This is a genomic window from Paraburkholderia sp. UYCP14C, assembly GCF_004197395.1.
GTDB lineage: Bacteria > Pseudomonadota > Gammaproteobacteria > Burkholderiales > Burkholderiaceae > Paraburkholderia.
In genome coordinates this window covers 278,413-296,931 of the sequence record NZ_SELS01000001.1, presented here as the reverse complement: position 1 = coordinate 296,931, position 18,519 = coordinate 278,413, and the positions used below count along the sequence as shown (strand labels likewise).

Here is an 18,519-nt window from a genome sequence, read left to right as displayed (position 1 = left end):
GATTTGATCAGACCGTTGCGTCGTTAAATAGGTGCCGCTAATGCGTGATGGCCGGCGCGCCCGTCTCGCCGTCCACGCGCTTGCGCAACCACGCCCCGAATGCGTCGTGCACTTCGTTATGCCGCAGGGCGAAGTCGACGGTCGCCTGCAGATAACCGAGTTTGGTCCCGCAGTCGTAGCGCTTGCCGATAAATTCGTAGGCGAGCACCTGCTCCTCTTCGAGCATCGAATGAATGGCAGGCGTCAGTTGAATCTCGCCATGAGGGCCGGGCCGCACCGCGCGCAAATGGTCGAATACCGCCGGCATCAACACATAGCGCCCCGCGACGCCGAAGCACGACGGCGCTTTTTCCGGAGCGGGCTTTTCGACGATGCTCGACACGCTGATCACGCGCTCGTCCCAGTGTCGTCCGCCGATCACGCCATGCGAGCAGGCGCCGTCCGCTTCGAATTCCTCGACTCCGATCACCGATGAATCGTAATGGCTGAAGATATGCACCATCTGCTCGAGAATAGGCGGCCGACCCTCGAGCAGATCGTCGGCGAGAACGACCGCGAACGGGTCGTCGCCGATCAGTTTTTGCGCGCACAATACCGCGTGACCGAGACCGAGCGGCTCGGCTTGCCGAACATAAATGCAGTTGACGTTGGGCGGCTTGATGCTTTGCACTAGCTCGACGAGGCTCTGCAGGCCGCGCGCCCGCAGCACGTGTTCGACTTCGTAGGATTTGTCGAAATGATCTTCGATCACGCGTTTGCCGCGGCCCGTGATGAAAATCAGCTCAGTGATGCCCGCGGCAACCGCTTCTTCGACCGCATATTGAATCAGCGGCTTGTCGATGACCGGCAGCATCTCCTTCGGACTCGCCTTCGTGGCCGGCAGAAAGCGCGTGTCGATTCCCGCGACCGGAAACACCGCCTTGTGAACTGCGAGCATGATGACCTCCTCGTCCGACTGGTAGACGAAGCAGCACTGCTGTACAGCGTGGCCGGAAGCCGCCGACTGGGCGTTTCGCTTCGGCCGGTCGATGCTGCGCGTCGGAGCGCGCGGTACTGAAGCACTTGCAACAAAGGCGGCTTCGGTCCGCGCGAAAACGTCTGCTGAATGCTCGCCATGATGGCACGGTTTGCCGGCCGGCTTCGGATATCGGTGATTGGCGCGGGTCAGGTTGGGTCCCGGCACGATACAGCCGCGTCAGTCCACCCGCTCAAGCCGAACGCACGAAGCTACCCTGACTATTCGTCGCGCTGAAGAAGTTGCACCGCTTTGCCGAGTCCTCACCACACGTTGCAAAGGAAGAGACTCGAGGCTTCGACTTCTCCGCCTTTGAACGCCGGTAAAGTCTGGCTCTCAATATGAATCGAATCGATTGACAGGAGGTTGAGCATGGCCTCGGAGCGTCGCAACAAGGTCCTCGAACAGTACCTCGAGCCGTCCGTTTTTTTCAACGACGAGAGCAGAAAGCAGTTCCCTTCGGCAAAGCACCTCCCGCTGGAGGGTGGACCGTCTTATCAAAAACTACGGCCTGACATGATTTACTCCCTCCTGAGCCGCTCCGACAAAATGCACAATGCGGCCAACCTGCCCAACATTGTGTCTGCACATGCATTGCTTGAACGGATGAGCGGTTCAACGTGGACATGTACCGCCACGGCCCATGAAGGAGGCTTGGGGAATGCCACTCGCAAGCCGGACCCCTACATCCACTTCAACGTCAACTTCAAACGGGCGCCGAAGACATATCACGTCCGCTGTCGGGAACTGGAAAAAGGTGGCTTGCTGGTTTTTCAAGTGACTTATTGACCGTAGAGACAGATCGGCAACAAGGGAAGAACCGTTTAATTTCAACCCAGCTTGAACACGGAAATTCTGTCGCCCCGAGATCAGGTCACCCTACTCCGGAATCCCGGGACTGGTGAAGATAGGACCTATCGGAGCGGGGCGGATGGGAACAACTGACGACACAAGCGCCAAGGCAGGCGCTGCATCATCAGATCGGCTTTGACACAGTCGATGCGGACTCCCGGAGGCACGGCGTTGCCATAACTCCAAGGTGATCCAGCTGCTCAGGTCTTCGCGCCGACGCTATCCCATCGTCGTTAGCACCTGCGCGAGCGCCTGCCTGCAGGTAGCCTGATTGGGTGTCTTTGCCCGCAACGCGTCGAGGGCATTGTCGATGGCTTTGTCGATTGCGTGCCAATCCGCCGCCGAGCGCGGCTTCAGCGAAGGCTCTGCTTCATCCCACGAGGTTTCCAGATCCTTGATGCGGTTCTTCGCGCCGACTAAATCGCCTTTATCGACCAACTTTGCGGTGTCGACCACGATCGCCCTGAAAGGCGACAGGTCGCCCAGCTTTGAGGTCGTCGCGGCGTGTGCCGCCGCGATGACCTGGAACGGACTGTCGCCATGTCCAAAGCCCAAACCAGTGAGTGCACCAACAGAAAAGAGCGCGGCCGCTGAGGCAGCAGACAGCCTGGATAATCTCATTTGCGAATCTCCTGTGAGAAAAGGCGGCCCCATGGGATCCGACCTCGTCGAGAAGCACCAAAATCAAGTTCGGCCTGACCGGATTCCCGGGAGGCTGACAAAGACAACGAGCGCGACGATCACCAACAAAAAGCAGATGCTCGTTGATACGCTCCCCATTCCGAGACCACCGTATGTACGTGACTGAGACAGCAGATCGCCAAGCGACGCACCGAACGGCCGCGTCAGGATGTAGGCGAGCCAGAAGGTCGTCACTCGATTTGCGCCGATTTGTGTTGCGCAGGCCATCGCGAGAAGGAGGATGCTAAAGACAACAGCGCCAAGGCTGAAACCGAGCCCGAGCGCTTCGGTCGCGAGGTCGCCCGCGGCCGTACCGAGTGCAAAGGTCACGAGAACGGCGGTCCAATAGAACAGTTCGCGACGTGTCGTCGTGATCGCCTGAATCGACAGCGTTCGCTCGGTCCGATACCAGACATAAAATACCGAAGCGAGGCACACCGCAAAGAATGCGGAACTCAGATAAAGACTTACGCCAAGACCGTCGGTCAGTGCGTCGGTCAATTGCGTTCCGACGACACTGAGTAGCACCACTGTCGTCCAGTAGATCCACGGAACGTATTGCCGGGTTTTGAGTTGCGTAATGAGTGCCACGGCCAGCAAACTCGCCATGATGGCGTCCGTCAATACGACGCCCAGCCCCGCGTGGACCGCGAGATAATCCGCGCCGGTCTCACCGACCGTCGTCGACATGATCTTGATGATCCAGAATGTCATGGTGACCGTCGGAACCTTATTGAGCATGGGGCTCATCGGCCCGATGGGAAGTCTCGGCATTCACAGTCTCCAGATACCGGTCAGAAGATAGCGGGCATCAGCCCCCTCACCACCCTGCCATGTGGATCACATCTGACAGAGGGCTCGATCGCCATGCCGGGAAGTCTGGTCGAGCAATGCTTAACTGCCGCTTAACACCAAAGCCCACGCGATGAAGGTGATTGAAAGAAAAAGAAAGACGGAGTATCGAGAACGGGATAAGCGGCTTTTAAGGTTGCAGGCGTAACTTGATATTCATGCACCGAATACCAGGCGATCCGTAGACCGTTACCTGATCGCGATCTACGCCAGCATGAACATCAATTCTCGCCTGCGGTGCACTCAGCGTCGTCCGATCCAACAGTCGACGCTTGCCTATTCACGACGGAGTCAGCTCATGAAAGTACTTTTCGCTCATGCCATCCTTGCGACCGCGATCGCTATTCCAGCGGTCTCATGGGCGCAGCCGGTCACCCGTTCCGATGTGGAGTCGTCGGTCACACAAGCCGAACAGAACGGCACGTTGCATCAGTCGAAGGTGCACTATCCGGACGCGACCAGGTCCGCGCAGGCGCGTTCGAGTAACGACTACGGTTCGAGCCCGCTGGTGAATTCACAATCCGGACATCGCGGGTCCACCGAAACGCCGATGGATAAGGCACTTTTCTCCCATCACTGATGTGTTAATGAGCCTTCGACAATCCGCGCAAGCGCGCTTTGGACGCAGCGGAAGTCGAACGTCCGATTCAACATTGATATGAAAAAGCTAGTGCGCTCGTTTGATTTAGTTTTATTGGCCGCCGCGTCGATAGGCCTCGTAACGTTCGTCGTCTGGCGGGTTGCGACGGTAAAGGGTTGGCTTTAGGCTCGCGCCAAACGGTCGTCCGACAGACATTCACCCTGTCGCGTTCGTTCCAAAGCAACATTGAATCAACCTCTGGTGGATTAAAAGTCTTTCGCACGCTTTGCAATTGTGGGTGAGCCGTAATGAAACATACTGACGAGTTCTGGGCGTTCGCACGTCTGTGTGGCATGTACTCTGTATTGATCGGGATAGCTGCGTGGTACCTTCTGCGAGCCGACCGTCTCACTCGATCCTGGAGAGCGCGGTGATAGAGGAACCGCAGCGCCACCCGCGTGCGGAAGTCCCGCACGCTCTCTTGTCATGGCCGACGCCAGCATCCGCACCGACTGCATGAAATGCGTCGGCGATGCTCGTGCGCGTTGCTTGCCCATCTCGCCACACATTCCCCTACCAAGGAGTACGCAATACGCCGCAATAATCGCGTAATAATTCGCCCGCACAATGCGACGCCACCGACAACCACAACAATGTCTCGTGATGCCACATTTCCGCGTCCCTCTCCCTCTGCGCCTCACGGTGCTCGCAAGCGTAGCGGCGCTCTCCGCATGCGGCGGCAGCAACGATTCTCCTACGCCGACTGCGTCGAATACTTCGACGACAACGGCGACAGCCTCGATTCCGGCGCCCCCTGCCGAACCCGGCTTTGTCGACAACGCCGCAATCCCCGCCGTGCCCGCGTTCGTCGATACGATTGCGACCAACCAGCGCGGCGATGCGCGATATGCAACACTCGCCACGAATGCGGGCGTGCGTGTCGTCTCGCGATTCCTCGACATCTGGCAACCGCTGACCGAGATTGTCGATGCGGGCGTCTCCGCCCCCGCCAATGGCTCCTTTCCGGCTGTCGTACAGTCCACGTGGACAGGACTACCGAATGACGGCACGCCGGGTGGGGCTGTCGTGAATAGCGCCGTGCATGCTGCGAACATTCAGTTCGTAGTCGCCGAGACGACCAACCGGACCCAGGCGCAGGCCGATGCGGCCTATTACGACGACCGGCGCGGCAAAGGCTACAGCGTGACCGATGGCATGGGGCCGCTCACCAATGCGTGGCGCACGGCGGCGCAGCAGACAACGACCATCACGTCGATTCCGGCGGATGCGACGACGGTTCTGTACAACGACAGCGGCAACAACATTGGCGTCGGCAGCAGTGGCGGCAACGCCAATTTCGGCCAGGTCGTCGACCTGCTCAACAACATGGGCAACAACGCATCCACCGAACCGGCCAAGCGTTTCTACAAATACGCGCGGCCATACCGCTGGAGCACGAGTGTCGTGGTGGATCCGACGCTGGTACCCGCCGAGAGCACCACGCCTTCGACCGATGGCGGATATATCAGCGGTCACGAGGCGGAAGCCATGCGCGACGCAATGACGATGGCCTACGTGCTGCCGGAACGGTTCCAGGAAATGGCAAGCCGCGGCCTCGAACTTGGCGAAAACCGCATCTTCGCCGGTATGCATTCGCCGCTCGACGTCATTGCCGGCCGAATGTTTGCACTTGCGGCGACGGCCGCCAATCTTTCCGATCCGGGCAACGCCACGTTGAAGAGCGCCGCATTTAGCCAGGCGCACGCCGCCCTGATGCAGTCGACGAACACCGATTCGACGAGCTTCGCTGCTTTCGCCCACTCCGGCACGGCAGCGACGGACCGCTTCGCCGACTATGCGACGAACAAAGCGGACTTCACTCGCCGCATGACCTTCGGCTTTGCGCCGATTGAATCCACCACGGCGCCTGCCGTCGTGCCGAAGGGTGCGGAGGTGTTGCTGGAAACGCGCTTTCCGTATCTGAGTGCTGCCCAGCGCCGCGTGGTGCTCAAAACGACCGAGCTTCCTTCCGGCTATCCGGTGATGGACGACGCGGAAGGTTGGGGCCGCCTGAACATGTTTGCAGCCGGGGACGGGTATGGTGCGTTCTACGGTAGCGTGATCGTTTCGATGGATGCGTCCCAAGGCGGATTCAATGCATCGGATCTGTGGCGCAACGATATCTCCGGCTCGGGGAAGTTGACGCTGCAGGGTAGCGGCACGTTGAAGCTCGGCGGCAACAACAGCTGGTCGGGCGGCTCCCAGGTCAGCGGCGGCGTGCTCGAGGCCGACTCCCCCAATGCGTTCGGCACTGGCGACGTGTATGTGGGTGCGGGCGGTGTCACCATCGCGGCGTCTTCGCCCGTGTCCATCGTCGGCAAGTACACGCAGCTCGCCGGCACGACGCTCGAACTCGACATCGACGGCAAAGGCGCCGGCCAATTGCGTGTTGGGAATCAGCTGACCATCGCCGGCGGCACGCTACATGTGAAGTTCGTCAACGGTTATGCGCCCAAGGCCGGCGACACCATCGATCTGATCGATGGCAGCGGGGCGACGAAGCAGTTCACGACGATCACGGTCGACGGCCACAAGGCGACGCCCGTCTATTCGTCGGGCGGCGTGTCGGTGCACATCGATTCGTGATCCAGGTTCGATTATCCGAACAAACGCGCCCAGACCGCGCGCACCCGGCGCGCGCGGTCCTCGAGCAGGTACGACGCAGCGAGCGCAAACAGGCCTGACATGACCCCCGTCACGACGTGTTCGACAACATGAAAGCGATAGTTGCTGATGTGCGAGTAGGCATCGCCGATTGCGGTCAGGGAGCCGACGAGTAGCGCGTTGCTATAGCGATTCCCATACCACTTCGCTGCTGGCGTGAACGTCAGCAGCAACGCGAGCACGCCGGTCAGCAGCCCGGTTTTGAATGCGATCCCCCAGTGAGCCAGACTCATGATGTTGCCCCAGCTTCCCGGCATACAGGTCATGCACGCGCTGGTTGGCTGCCAGAACCGCTGGACAAGCAGTTTGAAGCGGCGTTTCCATTCGCTTCTCATGATGTACTCCACGGTATCCGGCGCGAGATTCACGCAGCAATGGTACATCGGGAGCGGGACGTAGCGTGGCGTGTGATGGGCGTTTCGACATTGCGAGCTCAAGCGGGTGCCAGGACCTGAACGAAGTCCATCGCGCGCCTGCACGCACGTGAACTTCGCCTTCTGTCCAACAGACTGACTTCCAGTCTGCTGGTCCATATGCATTGCTGCGGCAACCAGCTCAGTGGCGAATCGCGCTCGCGGCTTTCGCAGAACGAAGGCTACTCTCGTCAGACGAGGTCGAAGCGGTCCAGATTCATCACCTTGACCCACGCAGCGACAAAGCGCACCTGTGTTTCAGGAAGTTGCGAAAACCATGACCGTCGCCAGATCGGGATGTTCGACTGGCGCGCCTGCGATTTCGAAGACCAATGGCCGGAGATCAGTCCGTCTCGATCCCCAATGCGGTAATCAATCTTTCGCGCCGCGATAGCGCCTGCAAAGACCGCTTCCCCAAATGCGTCGCGACCAGATTGAGCAGGCCTTCGCAAAAGATCAGATACGCGCCCATGCTATTGCTGAAGAAACTGCTGTCATGCGGAATCAGGAACGCGTGGCGCGCGGGCGGCACCAGTGGAGACGCGAGCGTATCCGTGATCGCGATGACCGTCATACCCGCCTCGGCGGCGGCCTTGGCAGCTTCAGCGACGCTGCGCGTATAGGGCGAGACGCTCGTGACGACCACCACATCGCCGGGTTGCAACTGCGCGAGTCCTTCAGCCACGCCGAGCCCTTGTGCATCGAGCAACGCAACGTCGGTGCGGATCATCCCGAGCCCGTAGCAAAGAAAGCTTGCGAGCGCGCTGAACTGCCGCAAGCCATGCACGCGCACGCGCGATGCCCCCGCCAATAACGCGGCCGCGCTGCGCAGATCGTCAGCCGATAGCCGCGCGAGAAACGTCTCCACGTTGACGATCGATTCGTGCGCAAGTTGCACGACGACGTCAACTTCGGGCGACGTTCCGCCATCGACAGGCGTGTGCGCACGCTGCTTTTTCCCTGCGACGAGCCGCTCCGCCTGATTGGTATAGAAATGCCTGTGACGCTCCGCCAGCGAATCGCGAAACACACTTTGAAAATCCGCGAACCCTGTATAGCCAAGCTTCGTGCTGAGCCGTGTTAGCGTCGACGCATTGACGTCGAGTGCCGCTGCCAGATCGGTGATGGTCCGCACGGCCACTTCCTCCGGCCGTTCGAGCAGCCACGCCAGCACGGCGTGCGCCTTGCCTCCGAGCGACAGGCCCGCCTCGTCGCGGCCGATGCGTACCACCAGTTCGCGCAGCGCATCGACGCTGCGCGGCGCGCTAGCGACGGCTTCAGCCGCGCTCGCCTCGTCATTGTTCGCCGACTTGCGGCGCTTCGTGCGTGGGTTTGTGTCCATTGATCAAACGATATCGCGGCGGCGTCCCTGGTTGTTCATAAACGTCCCATTCTATGTGAGACGCCCTGATCACGATATCAGCGGTTGCGAGCGTGTTTTCGTCGTCGGGATCGGCGGGGTCGGCGCGGTAGATCGGCAGGGATGCGTCATGTGTGTCGGCGAGGATCACGAGCGGCTCAGGCGCATGCCGCGCTTCGCTTGCGTCCCGCAACATCTCATCGCCGCGTGCCTGCCGACGACGCGATGAATCCGTCACGACCTGAGCAAAGCCACTCATTCGTGGATGAATCGCGTGATTCGCATGCAACGACGGCTGCGTGATCTCCTGCACGGAACAACCGCGCGCGCTGTACTCGACGCTCAGCAACGGCGCGCTCGCCCGATGCGCAAGCGTCAGATGGAAACCGCCCGCGCGGGGATTGTCGCGCACGACGGCAACGGCCGCATCGAGATCGCGCGCATCCAGCAAGGCGCGCGTGAGCACCATGCGCGGCACGCCCGCCTCGATCTCGCGCACCCGCAGATTGTTGACGGTGACGGCAAGACCCGCGTCCGTCACGGCGAACGTATGGCCCGGCAGCGAGCCCGGATACACGAACGCCGCAAAGCCCGGACTGCCGTCGATACGACACGCGGCGATCGCGCAGTGCCCCGCGAAGCCCGGGTCCCCGTCTTCGTTGTGACAGATGCGCCTGCGATCAGCCGATGGCAATTGCACCGTGGTGCATCCGTCGGGCGACGCAGCCCACACGTCGCCGCGACAGTTCCACAGGAACACATCGTCGAAGGGCAGTCCAAGGCCGACGGCCAGCCCCTGCAATTCCGCCCAGATGCGCGGAAAGCGCTGCTGCGTATGTGCAGAAAGCGCGGCGGCGAGCGGCGTGCCACGCCATTGCATCACGTCGCGCCAGGCGGCCGACTGCACCAGGTGACGATGCACGGCCGAAGCGCCGAAGCGCCCTAACGCCTCGCCCGCGTCAAACGGCGAACCGGAGATTTCGATGAATCCAATTGAAGGCATCGGTACGAGATCACTCGACGTGTTGAAGGAAATCACGCAGGCGCTGATTCGGCGGATTGTCGAGCAACTGCGCGGGCGGCCCGTCGACGGTGATATGGCCGTGCTCCATGAAGATCAGCCGCGTGCCGACCTTGCGCGCGAACGTCATTTCGTGCGTCACGACGACCATCGTCATGCCCTCTTCCGCCAGCGACTGCATCACACGCAGCACTTCCTGCCGCAGTTCGGGATCGAGTGCGGAAGTCGGCTCATCGAACAGCATCAGCTTCGGCTTGACGGCCAGCGCACGCGCAATCGCGACGCGTTGCTGCTGGCCGCCCGACAACTCGCTGGCATAGTGCCCGACGCGGCCCGCCAGGCCCACCTTCGTGAGCAGTTCGTGCGCGAGCGTTTCCGCCTCGGCCTTGCTCATGCCGCGCACCTGACGCGGACCGAACGCGACGTTCTCGAGTGCCGTCAGTTGCGGGAACAGGTTGAACTGCTGGAACACCATGCCCGCTTCGCGGCGAATCTCGCGCACTTTCTTCGAGCCGCCATGAACGCTGATGCCATCGACGATCAGATCGCCGCCGTCGATATGCTCGAGCGCGTTGATGCAACGCAGCAGCGTCGACTTGCCCGAGCCCGACGGACCGATCAGCACCACGACTTCGCCCGCGCGAATGTTCAGATCGACGCCATCTAGCACGGTGGTCTGCCCGAAGCGCTTCGTGACCTGCTTGAACTGCACCATATCGAGCGCGCTCATAGTATCCGCATCCTCTTTTCCATCGTGCGCAGACAGAATGTCAGCACACCGATCATGCACAGATAGATCGCGGCCACGGCCGTCCAGATTTCAACCGCCCGAAAATTCGCCGCCATGATTTCCTGACCCTGACGCGTGAGTTCGCCGACGCCGATCACGATGAAGAGCGACGTATCTTTCAGGCTCACGATGAACTGGTTGCCAAGCGCAGGCGTCATGCGTCGAATCGCAACGGGCCCGACCACGAATCCGAGCACGCGCCACATCGGCATGCCCAGCGCGAGTCCCGCTTCCTTCAACCCGCGCGGCACCGACAGAAACGAGCCGCGCACGATCTCGGCGATATACGCGCCCGAATTGACGATGATCGATACGATGGCGGCCGTCAACGCATCAACGCGCACGTTCAGCAGCACGGGCAGCGCGAAGTAGATGAACATCACCTGCACGACGATCGGCGTGCCGCGCACGAACTCGACGTACGCGAACGCGATCTTCTGCAGGAATGCGTTCCCGTACGCGCGCATCAAGCCGAACAGAAAGCCGACGGCCAGGCCTCCCACAAGACCCGCGATGGTGATGAGCACCGTCAGCTTCGCACCCTGCAGGAGTGCCGGCAACGCATCGACGATGACTGACAGATCGAACTGCATGACTTGCCTCCCGCAGCCGTTGTGTTATCAGGACTTCGCCGGCTCGACGCCGAACCACTTCTTGTAGATCGCCGCATAGCGACCGTCAGCCTTGATCTTCGCGAGCGCCGCATTGACCTTCGGCACGAGCGGGCTGCCCTTCGGGAAGCCGATACCGTATTGCTGCGCCATCATCTGCGGACCGACCGCCTTCACGCGGCCCTTGCCCGCCGTGTTGATGAAGTAGAGAACGTTCGGCGTGTCGTGCATCGCTGCATCGACGCGTCCTGTCTGCAACTCCAGATACGCGTTGTCGATGTTCGGGAACTGGCGCAGATCGGTGCCCGCGAAGTGTGCCTTCGCATAATCCGCCGCCGAGGTCCCCGTCTTGATCGCAAGCGACTTGCCCTTCAGGTCGTCCGGGCCCTTGATCGTGCTCGCGGCCGGCACCATCAGCGTGAAGCCGCTGTCGTAGTAGCCGTCGGAGAAATCAATCACTTTCTTGCGCTCGTCCTTGATCGTGATTCCCGCGAGCGCGACGTCGACGTTATGTGTTTGCAGCGCCGGCAGAATGCCGCTGAAATCCATCGGCTGGAGCTTGTAGTCGAGCTTCAGGTCCTTCGCGATGGCTTCCCACAGGTCGATGTCGAAGCCGACGTATTTGTCGCCCTGCTTGAATTCGAACGGCACGAACGCCGTGTCGCAGGCGACCAGCAAAGTGTCGGCCCGCGCGGCATGACCGAGGACAGAGACAGCGACGAGTGCAGCCGCGGCGAGCTTTGCTACGAGTTTCATGACGACCTCTTCGAAGTGGGGTTGAAGAACAACGGCAAACCGACTTGCGATGAGTATCTTCTCGCAAATTTATTTGCGCAATAGGTTCGCACGCAAATCGGCTTGCGAATTGGGTATACCCTGGATGGAGATGTCGGACGGAAGGCGCTGGGGCTTCTCAACATTTACTTGACATCTAAACTATCAAAACCTAAATTAATCCCACGGCAGCGTCCATTTTTGGGGAACCAGCATGCGCATAGTCTGTATCGGCGGCGGTCCGGCCGGTTTGTACTTCGGTCTGTTGATGAAACAGCGCAACCCCGGCTATGAAGTCACGGTGATCGAGCGCAACCGCCCCTACGACACCTTCGGCTGGGGCGTCGTGTTCTCCGACCAGACGCTCGGCAATCTGCGCGCCGCCGACGCCCCGAGCGCCGAAGCGATTCTCGACGCGTTCAATCACTGGGACGACATCGAGATTCACTTTCGCGGCCGCAGCGTGCGCTCGTCGGGCCACGGATTCTGCGGCATCGGTCGCAAACGTCTGCTGAATATCCTGCAAGCACGTTGCGAAGAACTCGGCGTAAAGCTCGTGTTCGAAACCCAGGTCGTCGACGACAGCACCTACGACGCGGACCTGATCATCGCGAGCGACGGCCTGAACAGCGTCGTGCGCCAGAAATACGCCCACACCTATCAGCCCGACATCGACGTGCGCGACTGCCGCTTCGTGTGGCTCGGCACGAAGAAGCTGTTCGACGCGTTCACGTTCGCGTTCGAGGAAACCGAATTCGGCTGGTTCCAGGCGCACGCTTACCGCTTCGACGATCAAACCTCGACCTTCATCGTCGAAACACCGGAACGCGTGTGGCGCGCGGCCGGTCTCGACGAAATGAGCAAGGAAGACAGCATCGCGTTCTGCGAGAAGCTGTTCGCGAAGTACCTCGACGGCAACGCGCTGATGTCGAACGCGTCGCATCTGCGCGGCTCGTCGCAATGGATCCGATTTCCGCGCGTCGTCAACAAGGAGTGGGTGCATTGGCGCAGCAATGCGAACGGCACGCGAACGCCGATCGTGCTGATGGGCGACGCCGCGCACACCGCGCACTTTTCGATCGGCTCGGGCACCAAGCTCGCGCTCGAAGACGCGATCGAACTCGCAAACAGCATCAGCGCGCACCCGGGTGAGCATCAGGACGATCTGGCCGCCGCGTTGAAGCACTACACCGAAGTGCGCAGCGTCGACGTGCTGCGCATCCAGAACGCCGCGCGCAACTCGACCGAATGGTTCGAGCACGTCGACCGCTATACGTCGTTCGAGCCGGAACAGTTCGCGTATTCGTTGCTCACGCGCTCGCAGCGCATCTCGCACGAGAACCTGCGCGAGCGCGATTCGCAGTATCTGTCCGGCTTCGAGGACTGGCTCGCGAAGCGCGCGGGCGTCGAGCGCGCAACGGACAGGCATTCGATTCCGCCGATGTTCACGCCCTTCACGGTGCGCGGCGTCACGCTGAAAAATCGCGTGATGGTCTCGCCGATGGCGCAGTACTCCGCGGTAGACGGCGTGGCCGGCGACTATCACCTGATGCATCTCGGCGCGCGTGCGATGGGCGGCGCCGCGCTCGTGATGACCGAGATGACCTGCGTGTCGCCCGAAGCCCGCATCACGCCGGGATGTCCCGGCATGTACGCGCCCGAGCATCTGGCCGCGTGGAAACGCATCGTCGATCTGGTGCACCTGCAATCGGACGCGAAGATTGGCATCCAGCTCGGCCATTCCGGCGCGAAAGGTTCGACGCGAGTCGCGTGGGAAGGCATCGATCAGCCGCTCGACGAAGGCAACTGGCCGCTCGTTTCGGCCTCGCCGCAGCAGTATCTGCGCGGTATCAGCCAGCATTCGCGCGAAGCCACCCACGAGGAGTTGCGCGCCATCGAGCAGCAGTTCGTCGAGGCGACGCGCATGTCGATCGAAGCCGGATTCGACTGGCTCGAACTGCACTGCGCGCACGGCTATTTCCTGTCGAGCTTCCTGTCGCCGCTCACGAATCAACGTACCGACGCGTATGGCGGCTCGCTCGAAAACCGTCTGCGTTATCCGCTGCGGGTATTCAGCGCGATCCGCGCGGTGTGGCCGCAAGACAAGCCGATCTCGGTGCGGATTTCGGCGCACGATTGGGTCGAAGGCGGCAATACGCCCGACGATGCCGTGAAGATCGCGCAAGCATTCAAGGCAGCCGGCGCGGACATGATCGACGTGTCGTCGGGCCAGGTCAGCAAGGAAGAGAAGCCCGTGTTCGGCCGCATGTTCCAGACACCGTTTGCCGATCGCGTGCGCAACGAAGCCGGCATCGCGACGATCGCGGTCGGCGCGATTTCCGAAGCGGACCACGTGAACAGCATCATTGCAGCGGGTCGCGCGGACTTGTGCGCGATCGCGCGTCCGCATCTCGCGAATCCGTCGTGGACGTTGAACGAAGCAGCCAAGATCGGCTATCTCGACGTCGCGTGGCCGAAGCCCTACACCGCCGCGAAAATGCAGCTCGAACGCAACCTCGAACGCGAGCGCGCGCAGGCCATCGCCAATGCCAGCCTGACGGCGCAACAACGCGCGCAACGCGCCGAAGGAACCGTGTGAACACCTCAGACACTTCTCTCGCCGGACAACACGCGGTCGTCACCGGCGGCGGCAGCGGCATCGGCGCGGCGATCGCGCAGGCGCTGCTGCGCGTCGGCGCGCGCGTCACGCTGATGGGCCGCAACGCGCAACGGCTCGACGCGCAGCGCGAGCAATGCGCGGCGCTCGGCGACGTCGCATGTATCAGCGTGGACGTCACGCAGGAAGACTCAGTGACGCGCGCCTTCGATCAGGCGGGCGCCGTCGATATCCTCGTCAACAACGCCGGCCAGGCGCAGGCCGCGCCGTTCACGCACACCGATATCGCGCTGTGGCAACGCATGCTCGACGTGAATCTGACCGGCGTGTTTCTCGGCACCCGCGCCGTGCTGCCGGGCATGCTCGAGCGTGGCCATGGCCGCATCGTCAACGTCGCGAGCACCGCGGGACAGATCGGCTATGCGTACGTCGCCGCGTATTGCGCCGCGAAGCACGGCGTAATCGGTCTCACGCGCTCGCTCGCGCTCGAAACCGCGACGCGCGGCATCACCGTCAATGCCGTGTGCCCCGGCTACACCGAAACCGAGCTGCTGCATGCATCGCTCGAACAGATCACGAGCAAGACCTCGCGCACCGAAGAACAGGCACGCGAAACGCTGCTGCGCTCGAATCCGCAGCGCCGCTTCGTGAGTCCGGAGCAGGTCGCGAACGCGGTGTTGTGGCTGTGCCGACCCGGCTCGGATGCGATCACGGGGCAAGCCATTTCCATTTCGGGTGGAGAAGTGATGTGAGCAAATCAACGCAAGCAAAGAAGTCGGCATCCGATGCGAAGCCGTCGCGCAAAGGCATCGCCCAACCTGCGGAGAACGTCGTGGACCTCGAAATGAGCACCGGTGCGGACAGCCACATGGGCCTGCGCTTGTGGCTGCGCATGCTGACCACCACCAACCTCGTGCAGGCCGAATTGCGCAAACGTCTGCGCTCCGAATTCGACACCACGCTGCCGCGTTTCGACCTGATGGCGCAGCTCGAACGTCACCCCGAAGGCCTGAAGATGACCGAACTGTCGCGCCGGTTGATGGTGACGGGCGGCAACGTCACCGGCATCACCGATCAGCTCGAAAAAGAAGGGCTCGTCGCGCGCGATACCGATCCGAACGACCGCCGCTCGATCAGCGTGTGCCTGACACCCGATGGCCGCAAGGCGTTCGACCGAATGGCCGTCGCGCACGAGCAATGGGTCGTCGAAATGTTCGGTGGGCTGAACCTCGACGAGAAGATGCAGACCCATCAGGACCTCGGCAAGCTCAAGCAGCATCTGCTCGACAGCCTGAAAAGCTGACTTCGCACTGGAGGAATACATGACACGATCCACCGCCGACGCGCTGTTGGCCGGCAACCGCCTGACCCTGGCAGGCTACGAGGCGAAGCATTTCGGCTGGTCGGTGACCAGCAAGGTCGCGACGATCACGCTGAACCGCCCCGAGCGCAAGAACCCGCTGACCTTCGAATCGTATGCGGAACTGCGCGACCTGTTCCGCGACCTCGCCTACGCGACCGACGTGAAAGCCGTCGTGCTGCACGGCGCGGGGGAAAACTTCTGCTCGGGCGGCGACGTGCACGACATCATCGCGCCGCTGATCGACTTGCCGATGCCCGAGCTGCTGCTGTTCACGCGTATGACCGGCGACCTCGTCAAGGCAATGCGCCATTGCCCGCAACCGATCATCGCGGCCGTCGACGGTGTCTGCGCGGGCGCCGGCGCGATCCTCGCGATGGCCTCCGACCTGCGCCTCGCCACCGCGCGCAGCAAGCTCGCGTTCCTGTTCACACGCGTCGGCCTCGCCGGTTGCGACATGGGCGCGTGCGCGATGCTGCCGCGCATCATCGGCCAGGGACGCGCCGCCGAGTTGCTGTTCACCGGCCGCTCGGCAAGCGGCGACGAAGCTCACGCATGGGGTTTCTATAACCGCCTGTGCGATCCGGCCGCGCTGCTCGAAGAAGCCCGGAAGCTCGCCGCCGATCTCGCATCCGGCCCAACCTTCGCGCACGGCATGACGAAAAAGATGCTGCACCAGGAATGGAGCATGAGCATCGACGAGGCGATCGAATCCGAAGCGCAGGCGCAGGCGATCTGCATGGGCACGCGCGATTTCGAGCGCGCGTACAACGCGTTCGCGGCAAAGACGCGTCCCGTGTTCGAAGGAGACTGAGTTGAGCGCCGACCATCGGAACACCTCGATCGATCTGCACAGTCCGCTCGCGTGGCCGTTTTTCGAGCCGCGTCATCGCGAACTCGCAGCAGGCATCGACGCATGGTGCCGCGCGCATCTGACGCACGAAGAACATGGCGACACCGATGCAACCTGCCGTCTGCTGGTGCGCGAACTCGGCCAGGCCGGCTGGCTGAAATACGGTGTCGGCGGCGTCGCGTACGGCGGTCACGGCGACACGATCGACACGCGCGCCGTGTGCCTGCTGCGCGAAACGCTAGCGCGCTATTCGGGCCTCGCCGATTTCGCACTGGCGATGCAAGGGCTCGGCTCGGGCGCGATCTCGCTCGCGGGCACGCACGAGCAGAAGTCGCGCTATCTGCCGCGCGTCGCGAGCGGCACGGCGATCGCCGCGTTCGCGCTGTCGGAGCCGCAGGCGGGCTCGGACGTCGCGGCGATGGCGCTGGCCGCGCGCGAAGGTGGCGACTACTACGTGCTCGACGGCGAGAAGACGTGGATTTCGAACGGCGGCATCGCGGACTTCTACGTGGTGTTCGCGCGCACCGGCGAAGCACCGGGCGCGCGCGGCATCAGCGCATTCATCGTCGATGCGCAAACGCCGGGCCTCGAGATCGCCGAGCGCATCGACGTGATCGCGCCGCATCCGCTCGCGCGCCTGCGCTTCGCGAACGCGCGCGTGCTGAAGAGCCAGATGCTCGGCGCGCCCGGCGAAGGCTTCAAGATCGCGATGCGCACGCTCGATATTTTCCGCACGTCGGTGGCCGCCGCATCGCTCGGCTTTGCGCGTCATGCGATGGCCGAAGGCCTCGAACGCGCGGCGTCGCGCAAGATGTTCGGCCAGACGCTCGGCGACTTTCAGTTGACGCAGGCGAAGCTCGCGCAGATGGCGTTGACGATCGACAGCAGCGCGCTGCTCGTCTATCGTGCCGCGTGGCTGCGCGACCAGGGCGAAAACGTCACACGCGAAGCGGCGATGGCGAAGTGGCACGCGAGCGAAGGCGCGCAGCAGGTGATCGACGCGGCCGTGCAGCTTTACGGCGGCATGGGTGTGCAAAGCGGCACCGCGGTCGAGATGCTGTACCGCGAGATCCGCGCGCTGCGCATCTACGAAGGGGCGACCGAGGTGCAGCAGTTGGTCGTCGGCCGCGATCTGTTGAAGGCGCATGCCGCCGCCAATGGGAACGCGCAATGAGCCAGTCATTTGAGCGGCCGGTACGCATCCGCTTCTCGCACTGCGATCCCGCCGGCATCGTTTATTTCCCGCAGTACCTCGTGATGACCAACGTGCTCGTCGAAGACTGGTTCAACGAGGGCCTGCGCATCGACTACGCGCACATGATCGCGCAGCGCCGCGTCGGCCTGCCGACCGTCAAACTCGACTGCGAGTTCTCGCGGCCGAGCCGCATGGGCGAAACGATCCTGCTCACGCTCGAGGTGCGCACCATCGGCCGCAGTTCGCTCGGCATCGAGATTCACGGCCATTGCAACGGCGAAACGCGCTTTCGCTCGAAACAGGTGCTGGTGTTCATGTCGTTCGACAGCGGCAAATCGATCGATATTCCTGGCGACATCGCGAGCGCGCTCGCGGCGTATGCCCCATCGTCCTCTTCCATCGAGGCTGATCGCTGATGAAAAAAGCTCTCCTTCCCGCCGGCTGGGTCAAACCGCGCGGCTATGCGAACGGCGTCGCGGCGACCGGCACGCAGGTGTTCATCGCCGGCCAGATCGGCTGGGACGAACAGGCGCAGTTCCATACCGACGACTTCGCGCAGCAGTCCGAGCAGGCGCTGAAGAATCTGCTCGCCGTGCTGCGCGAAGCGGGCGGCAAGCCCGAACACCTGGTGCGCCTCACGTGGTACGTGACCGACAAGCGCGAATACCTCGCGTCGCTGAAGGACATCGGCCGAGCGTTTCGCGAACTGATCGGCGACTACGACATCGCGATGAGCGCGGTGCAGGTCGTGGCGCTGATGGAGGACCGCGCGAAGGTCGAGATCGAAGCCACCGCGGTGATTCCCCACTGAACGTCGTACA

The 18,519-nt window shown here is 62.2% G+C and carries 19 protein-coding genes; 10 read left to right on the top strand and 9 right to left on the bottom strand.

The window, feature by feature from the left end:
* Positions 1-37: 37 nt before the first annotated feature.
* Positions 38-937 (bottom strand): UTP--glucose-1-phosphate uridylyltransferase GalU, encoded by a 900-nt coding sequence (gene galU, locus EVC45_RS01360; protein WP_129956245.1) that lies wholly within the window; start codon positions 935-937, stop codon positions 38-40.
* A 450-nt stretch (positions 938-1,387) separates the two neighbouring features.
* On the opposite strand from galU, the gene EVC45_RS01355 reads away from it, so the two are divergent.
* On the top strand, positions 1,388-1,804 hold the full coding sequence (locus tag EVC45_RS01355) for a hypothetical protein (protein ID WP_129956244.1): 417 nt from the start codon (positions 1,388-1,390) through the stop codon (positions 1,802-1,804).
* Between the two features lie 282 nt (positions 1,805-2,086).
* On the opposite strand, the gene EVC45_RS01350 is transcribed toward EVC45_RS01355, so the two are convergent.
* Complete coding sequence (locus tag EVC45_RS01350) at positions 2,087-2,488, bottom strand: histidine kinase (protein ID WP_129956243.1); 402 nt, start codon at positions 2,486-2,488, stop codon at positions 2,087-2,089.
* 63 nt (positions 2,489-2,551) lie between these two features.
* Positions 2,552-3,322 carry a hypothetical protein gene (locus EVC45_RS01345; RefSeq protein ID WP_248294996.1) on the bottom strand — a complete coding sequence of 257 codons (771 nt, stop codon included), beginning with the start codon at positions 3,320-3,322 and terminating at the stop codon, positions 2,552-2,554.
* 376 nt (positions 3,323-3,698) lie between these two features.
* Here EVC45_RS01345 and EVC45_RS01340 point away from each other — a divergent pair, with 376 nt between their 5' ends.
* The gene (locus EVC45_RS01340) at positions 3,699-3,980 is read left to right on the top strand and encodes a DUF4148 domain-containing protein (protein WP_129956242.1); all 282 of its coding nucleotides are present in this window, start codon (positions 3,699-3,701) and stop codon (positions 3,978-3,980) included.
* 663 nt (positions 3,981-4,643) lie between these two features.
* Positions 4,644-6,626 carry a phosphatase PAP2 family protein gene (locus EVC45_RS01335; protein ID WP_129956241.1) on the top strand — a complete coding sequence of 661 codons (1,983 nt, stop codon included), beginning with the start codon at positions 4,644-4,646 and terminating at the stop codon, positions 6,624-6,626.
* Positions 6,627-6,637: 11 nt separating this feature from the next.
* Here EVC45_RS01335 and EVC45_RS01330 read toward each other — a convergent pair whose 3' ends face one another.
* The 6 genes from EVC45_RS01330 to glnH form a co-directional block, all read right to left on the bottom strand.
* Complete coding sequence (locus EVC45_RS01330) at positions 6,638-7,039, bottom strand: hypothetical protein (protein ID WP_129956240.1); 402 nt, start codon at positions 7,037-7,039, stop codon at positions 6,638-6,640.
* A 421-nt stretch (positions 7,040-7,460) separates the two neighbouring features.
* A complete protein-coding gene (locus EVC45_RS01325) occupies positions 7,461-8,459 on the bottom strand; it encodes a MurR/RpiR family transcriptional regulator (RefSeq protein WP_129956239.1) in 999 nt (332 codons plus the stop codon).
* Entirely contained in the window at positions 8,413-9,480 is a 1,068-nt protein-coding gene (locus EVC45_RS01320; protein WP_129956238.1) for a C45 family peptidase, read from the bottom strand. Before EVC45_RS01320 ends, EVC45_RS01325 begins: the two co-directional genes overlap by 47 nt.
* A gap of 10 nt (positions 9,481-9,490) precedes the next feature.
* Positions 9,491-10,228, bottom strand: coding sequence for a glutamine ABC transporter ATP-binding protein GlnQ (glnQ, locus tag EVC45_RS01315; protein ID WP_129956237.1), 738 nt, complete (start codon positions 10,226-10,228; stop codon positions 9,491-9,493).
* On the bottom strand, positions 10,225-10,881 hold the full coding sequence (gene glnP, locus EVC45_RS01310; RefSeq protein ID WP_129956236.1) for a glutamine ABC transporter permease GlnP: 657 nt from the start codon (positions 10,879-10,881) through the stop codon (positions 10,225-10,227). The genes glnQ and glnP overlap by 4 nt, the downstream gene beginning before the upstream one ends.
* Before the next feature lie 27 nt (positions 10,882-10,908).
* Positions 10,909-11,655 (bottom strand): glutamine ABC transporter substrate-binding protein GlnH, encoded by a 747-nt coding sequence (gene glnH, locus EVC45_RS01305; protein ID WP_129956235.1) that lies wholly within the window; start codon positions 11,653-11,655, stop codon positions 10,909-10,911.
* Between the two features lie 232 nt (positions 11,656-11,887).
* Between glnH and EVC45_RS01300 the strand changes: the two genes are divergently transcribed.
* Genes EVC45_RS01300 through EVC45_RS01270 form a run of 7 tightly spaced genes read left to right on the top strand, consistent with a single transcriptional unit; the run spans position 11,888 to position 18,509 of the window.
* The gene (locus tag EVC45_RS01300) at positions 11,888-14,272 is read left to right on the top strand and encodes a bifunctional salicylyl-CoA 5-hydroxylase/oxidoreductase (RefSeq protein WP_129956234.1); all 2,385 of its coding nucleotides are present in this window, start codon (positions 11,888-11,890) and stop codon (positions 14,270-14,272) included.
* Positions 14,269-15,042, top strand: a complete 774-nt coding sequence (locus EVC45_RS01295) for an SDR family NAD(P)-dependent oxidoreductase (protein WP_129956233.1) — start codon at positions 14,269-14,271, stop codon at positions 15,040-15,042. The genes EVC45_RS01300 and EVC45_RS01295 overlap by 4 nt, the downstream gene beginning before the upstream one ends.
* Positions 15,039-15,593, top strand: coding sequence for a MarR family winged helix-turn-helix transcriptional regulator (locus tag EVC45_RS01290; protein WP_129956232.1), 555 nt, complete (start codon positions 15,039-15,041; stop codon positions 15,591-15,593). Before EVC45_RS01295 ends, EVC45_RS01290 begins: the two co-directional genes overlap by 4 nt.
* Before the next feature lie 19 nt (positions 15,594-15,612).
* Entirely contained in the window at positions 15,613-16,464 is an 852-nt protein-coding gene (locus tag EVC45_RS01285) for an enoyl-CoA hydratase family protein (protein WP_129956231.1), read from the top strand.
* 1 nt (position 16,465) lies between these two features.
* Positions 16,466-17,677, top strand: a complete 1,212-nt coding sequence (locus tag EVC45_RS01280) for an acyl-CoA dehydrogenase family protein (RefSeq protein ID WP_129956230.1) — start codon at positions 16,466-16,468, stop codon at positions 17,675-17,677.
* A complete protein-coding gene (locus EVC45_RS01275) occupies positions 17,674-18,114 on the top strand; it encodes a thioesterase family protein (RefSeq protein ID WP_129956229.1) in 441 nt (146 codons plus the stop codon). Before EVC45_RS01280 ends, EVC45_RS01275 begins: the two co-directional genes overlap by 4 nt.
* Positions 18,114-18,509, top strand: a complete 396-nt coding sequence (locus tag EVC45_RS01270; protein ID WP_129956228.1) for a RidA family protein — start codon at positions 18,114-18,116, stop codon at positions 18,507-18,509. The genes EVC45_RS01275 and EVC45_RS01270 overlap by 1 nt, the downstream gene beginning before the upstream one ends.
* The last annotated feature ends 10 nt before the right edge of the window (positions 18,510-18,519 follow it).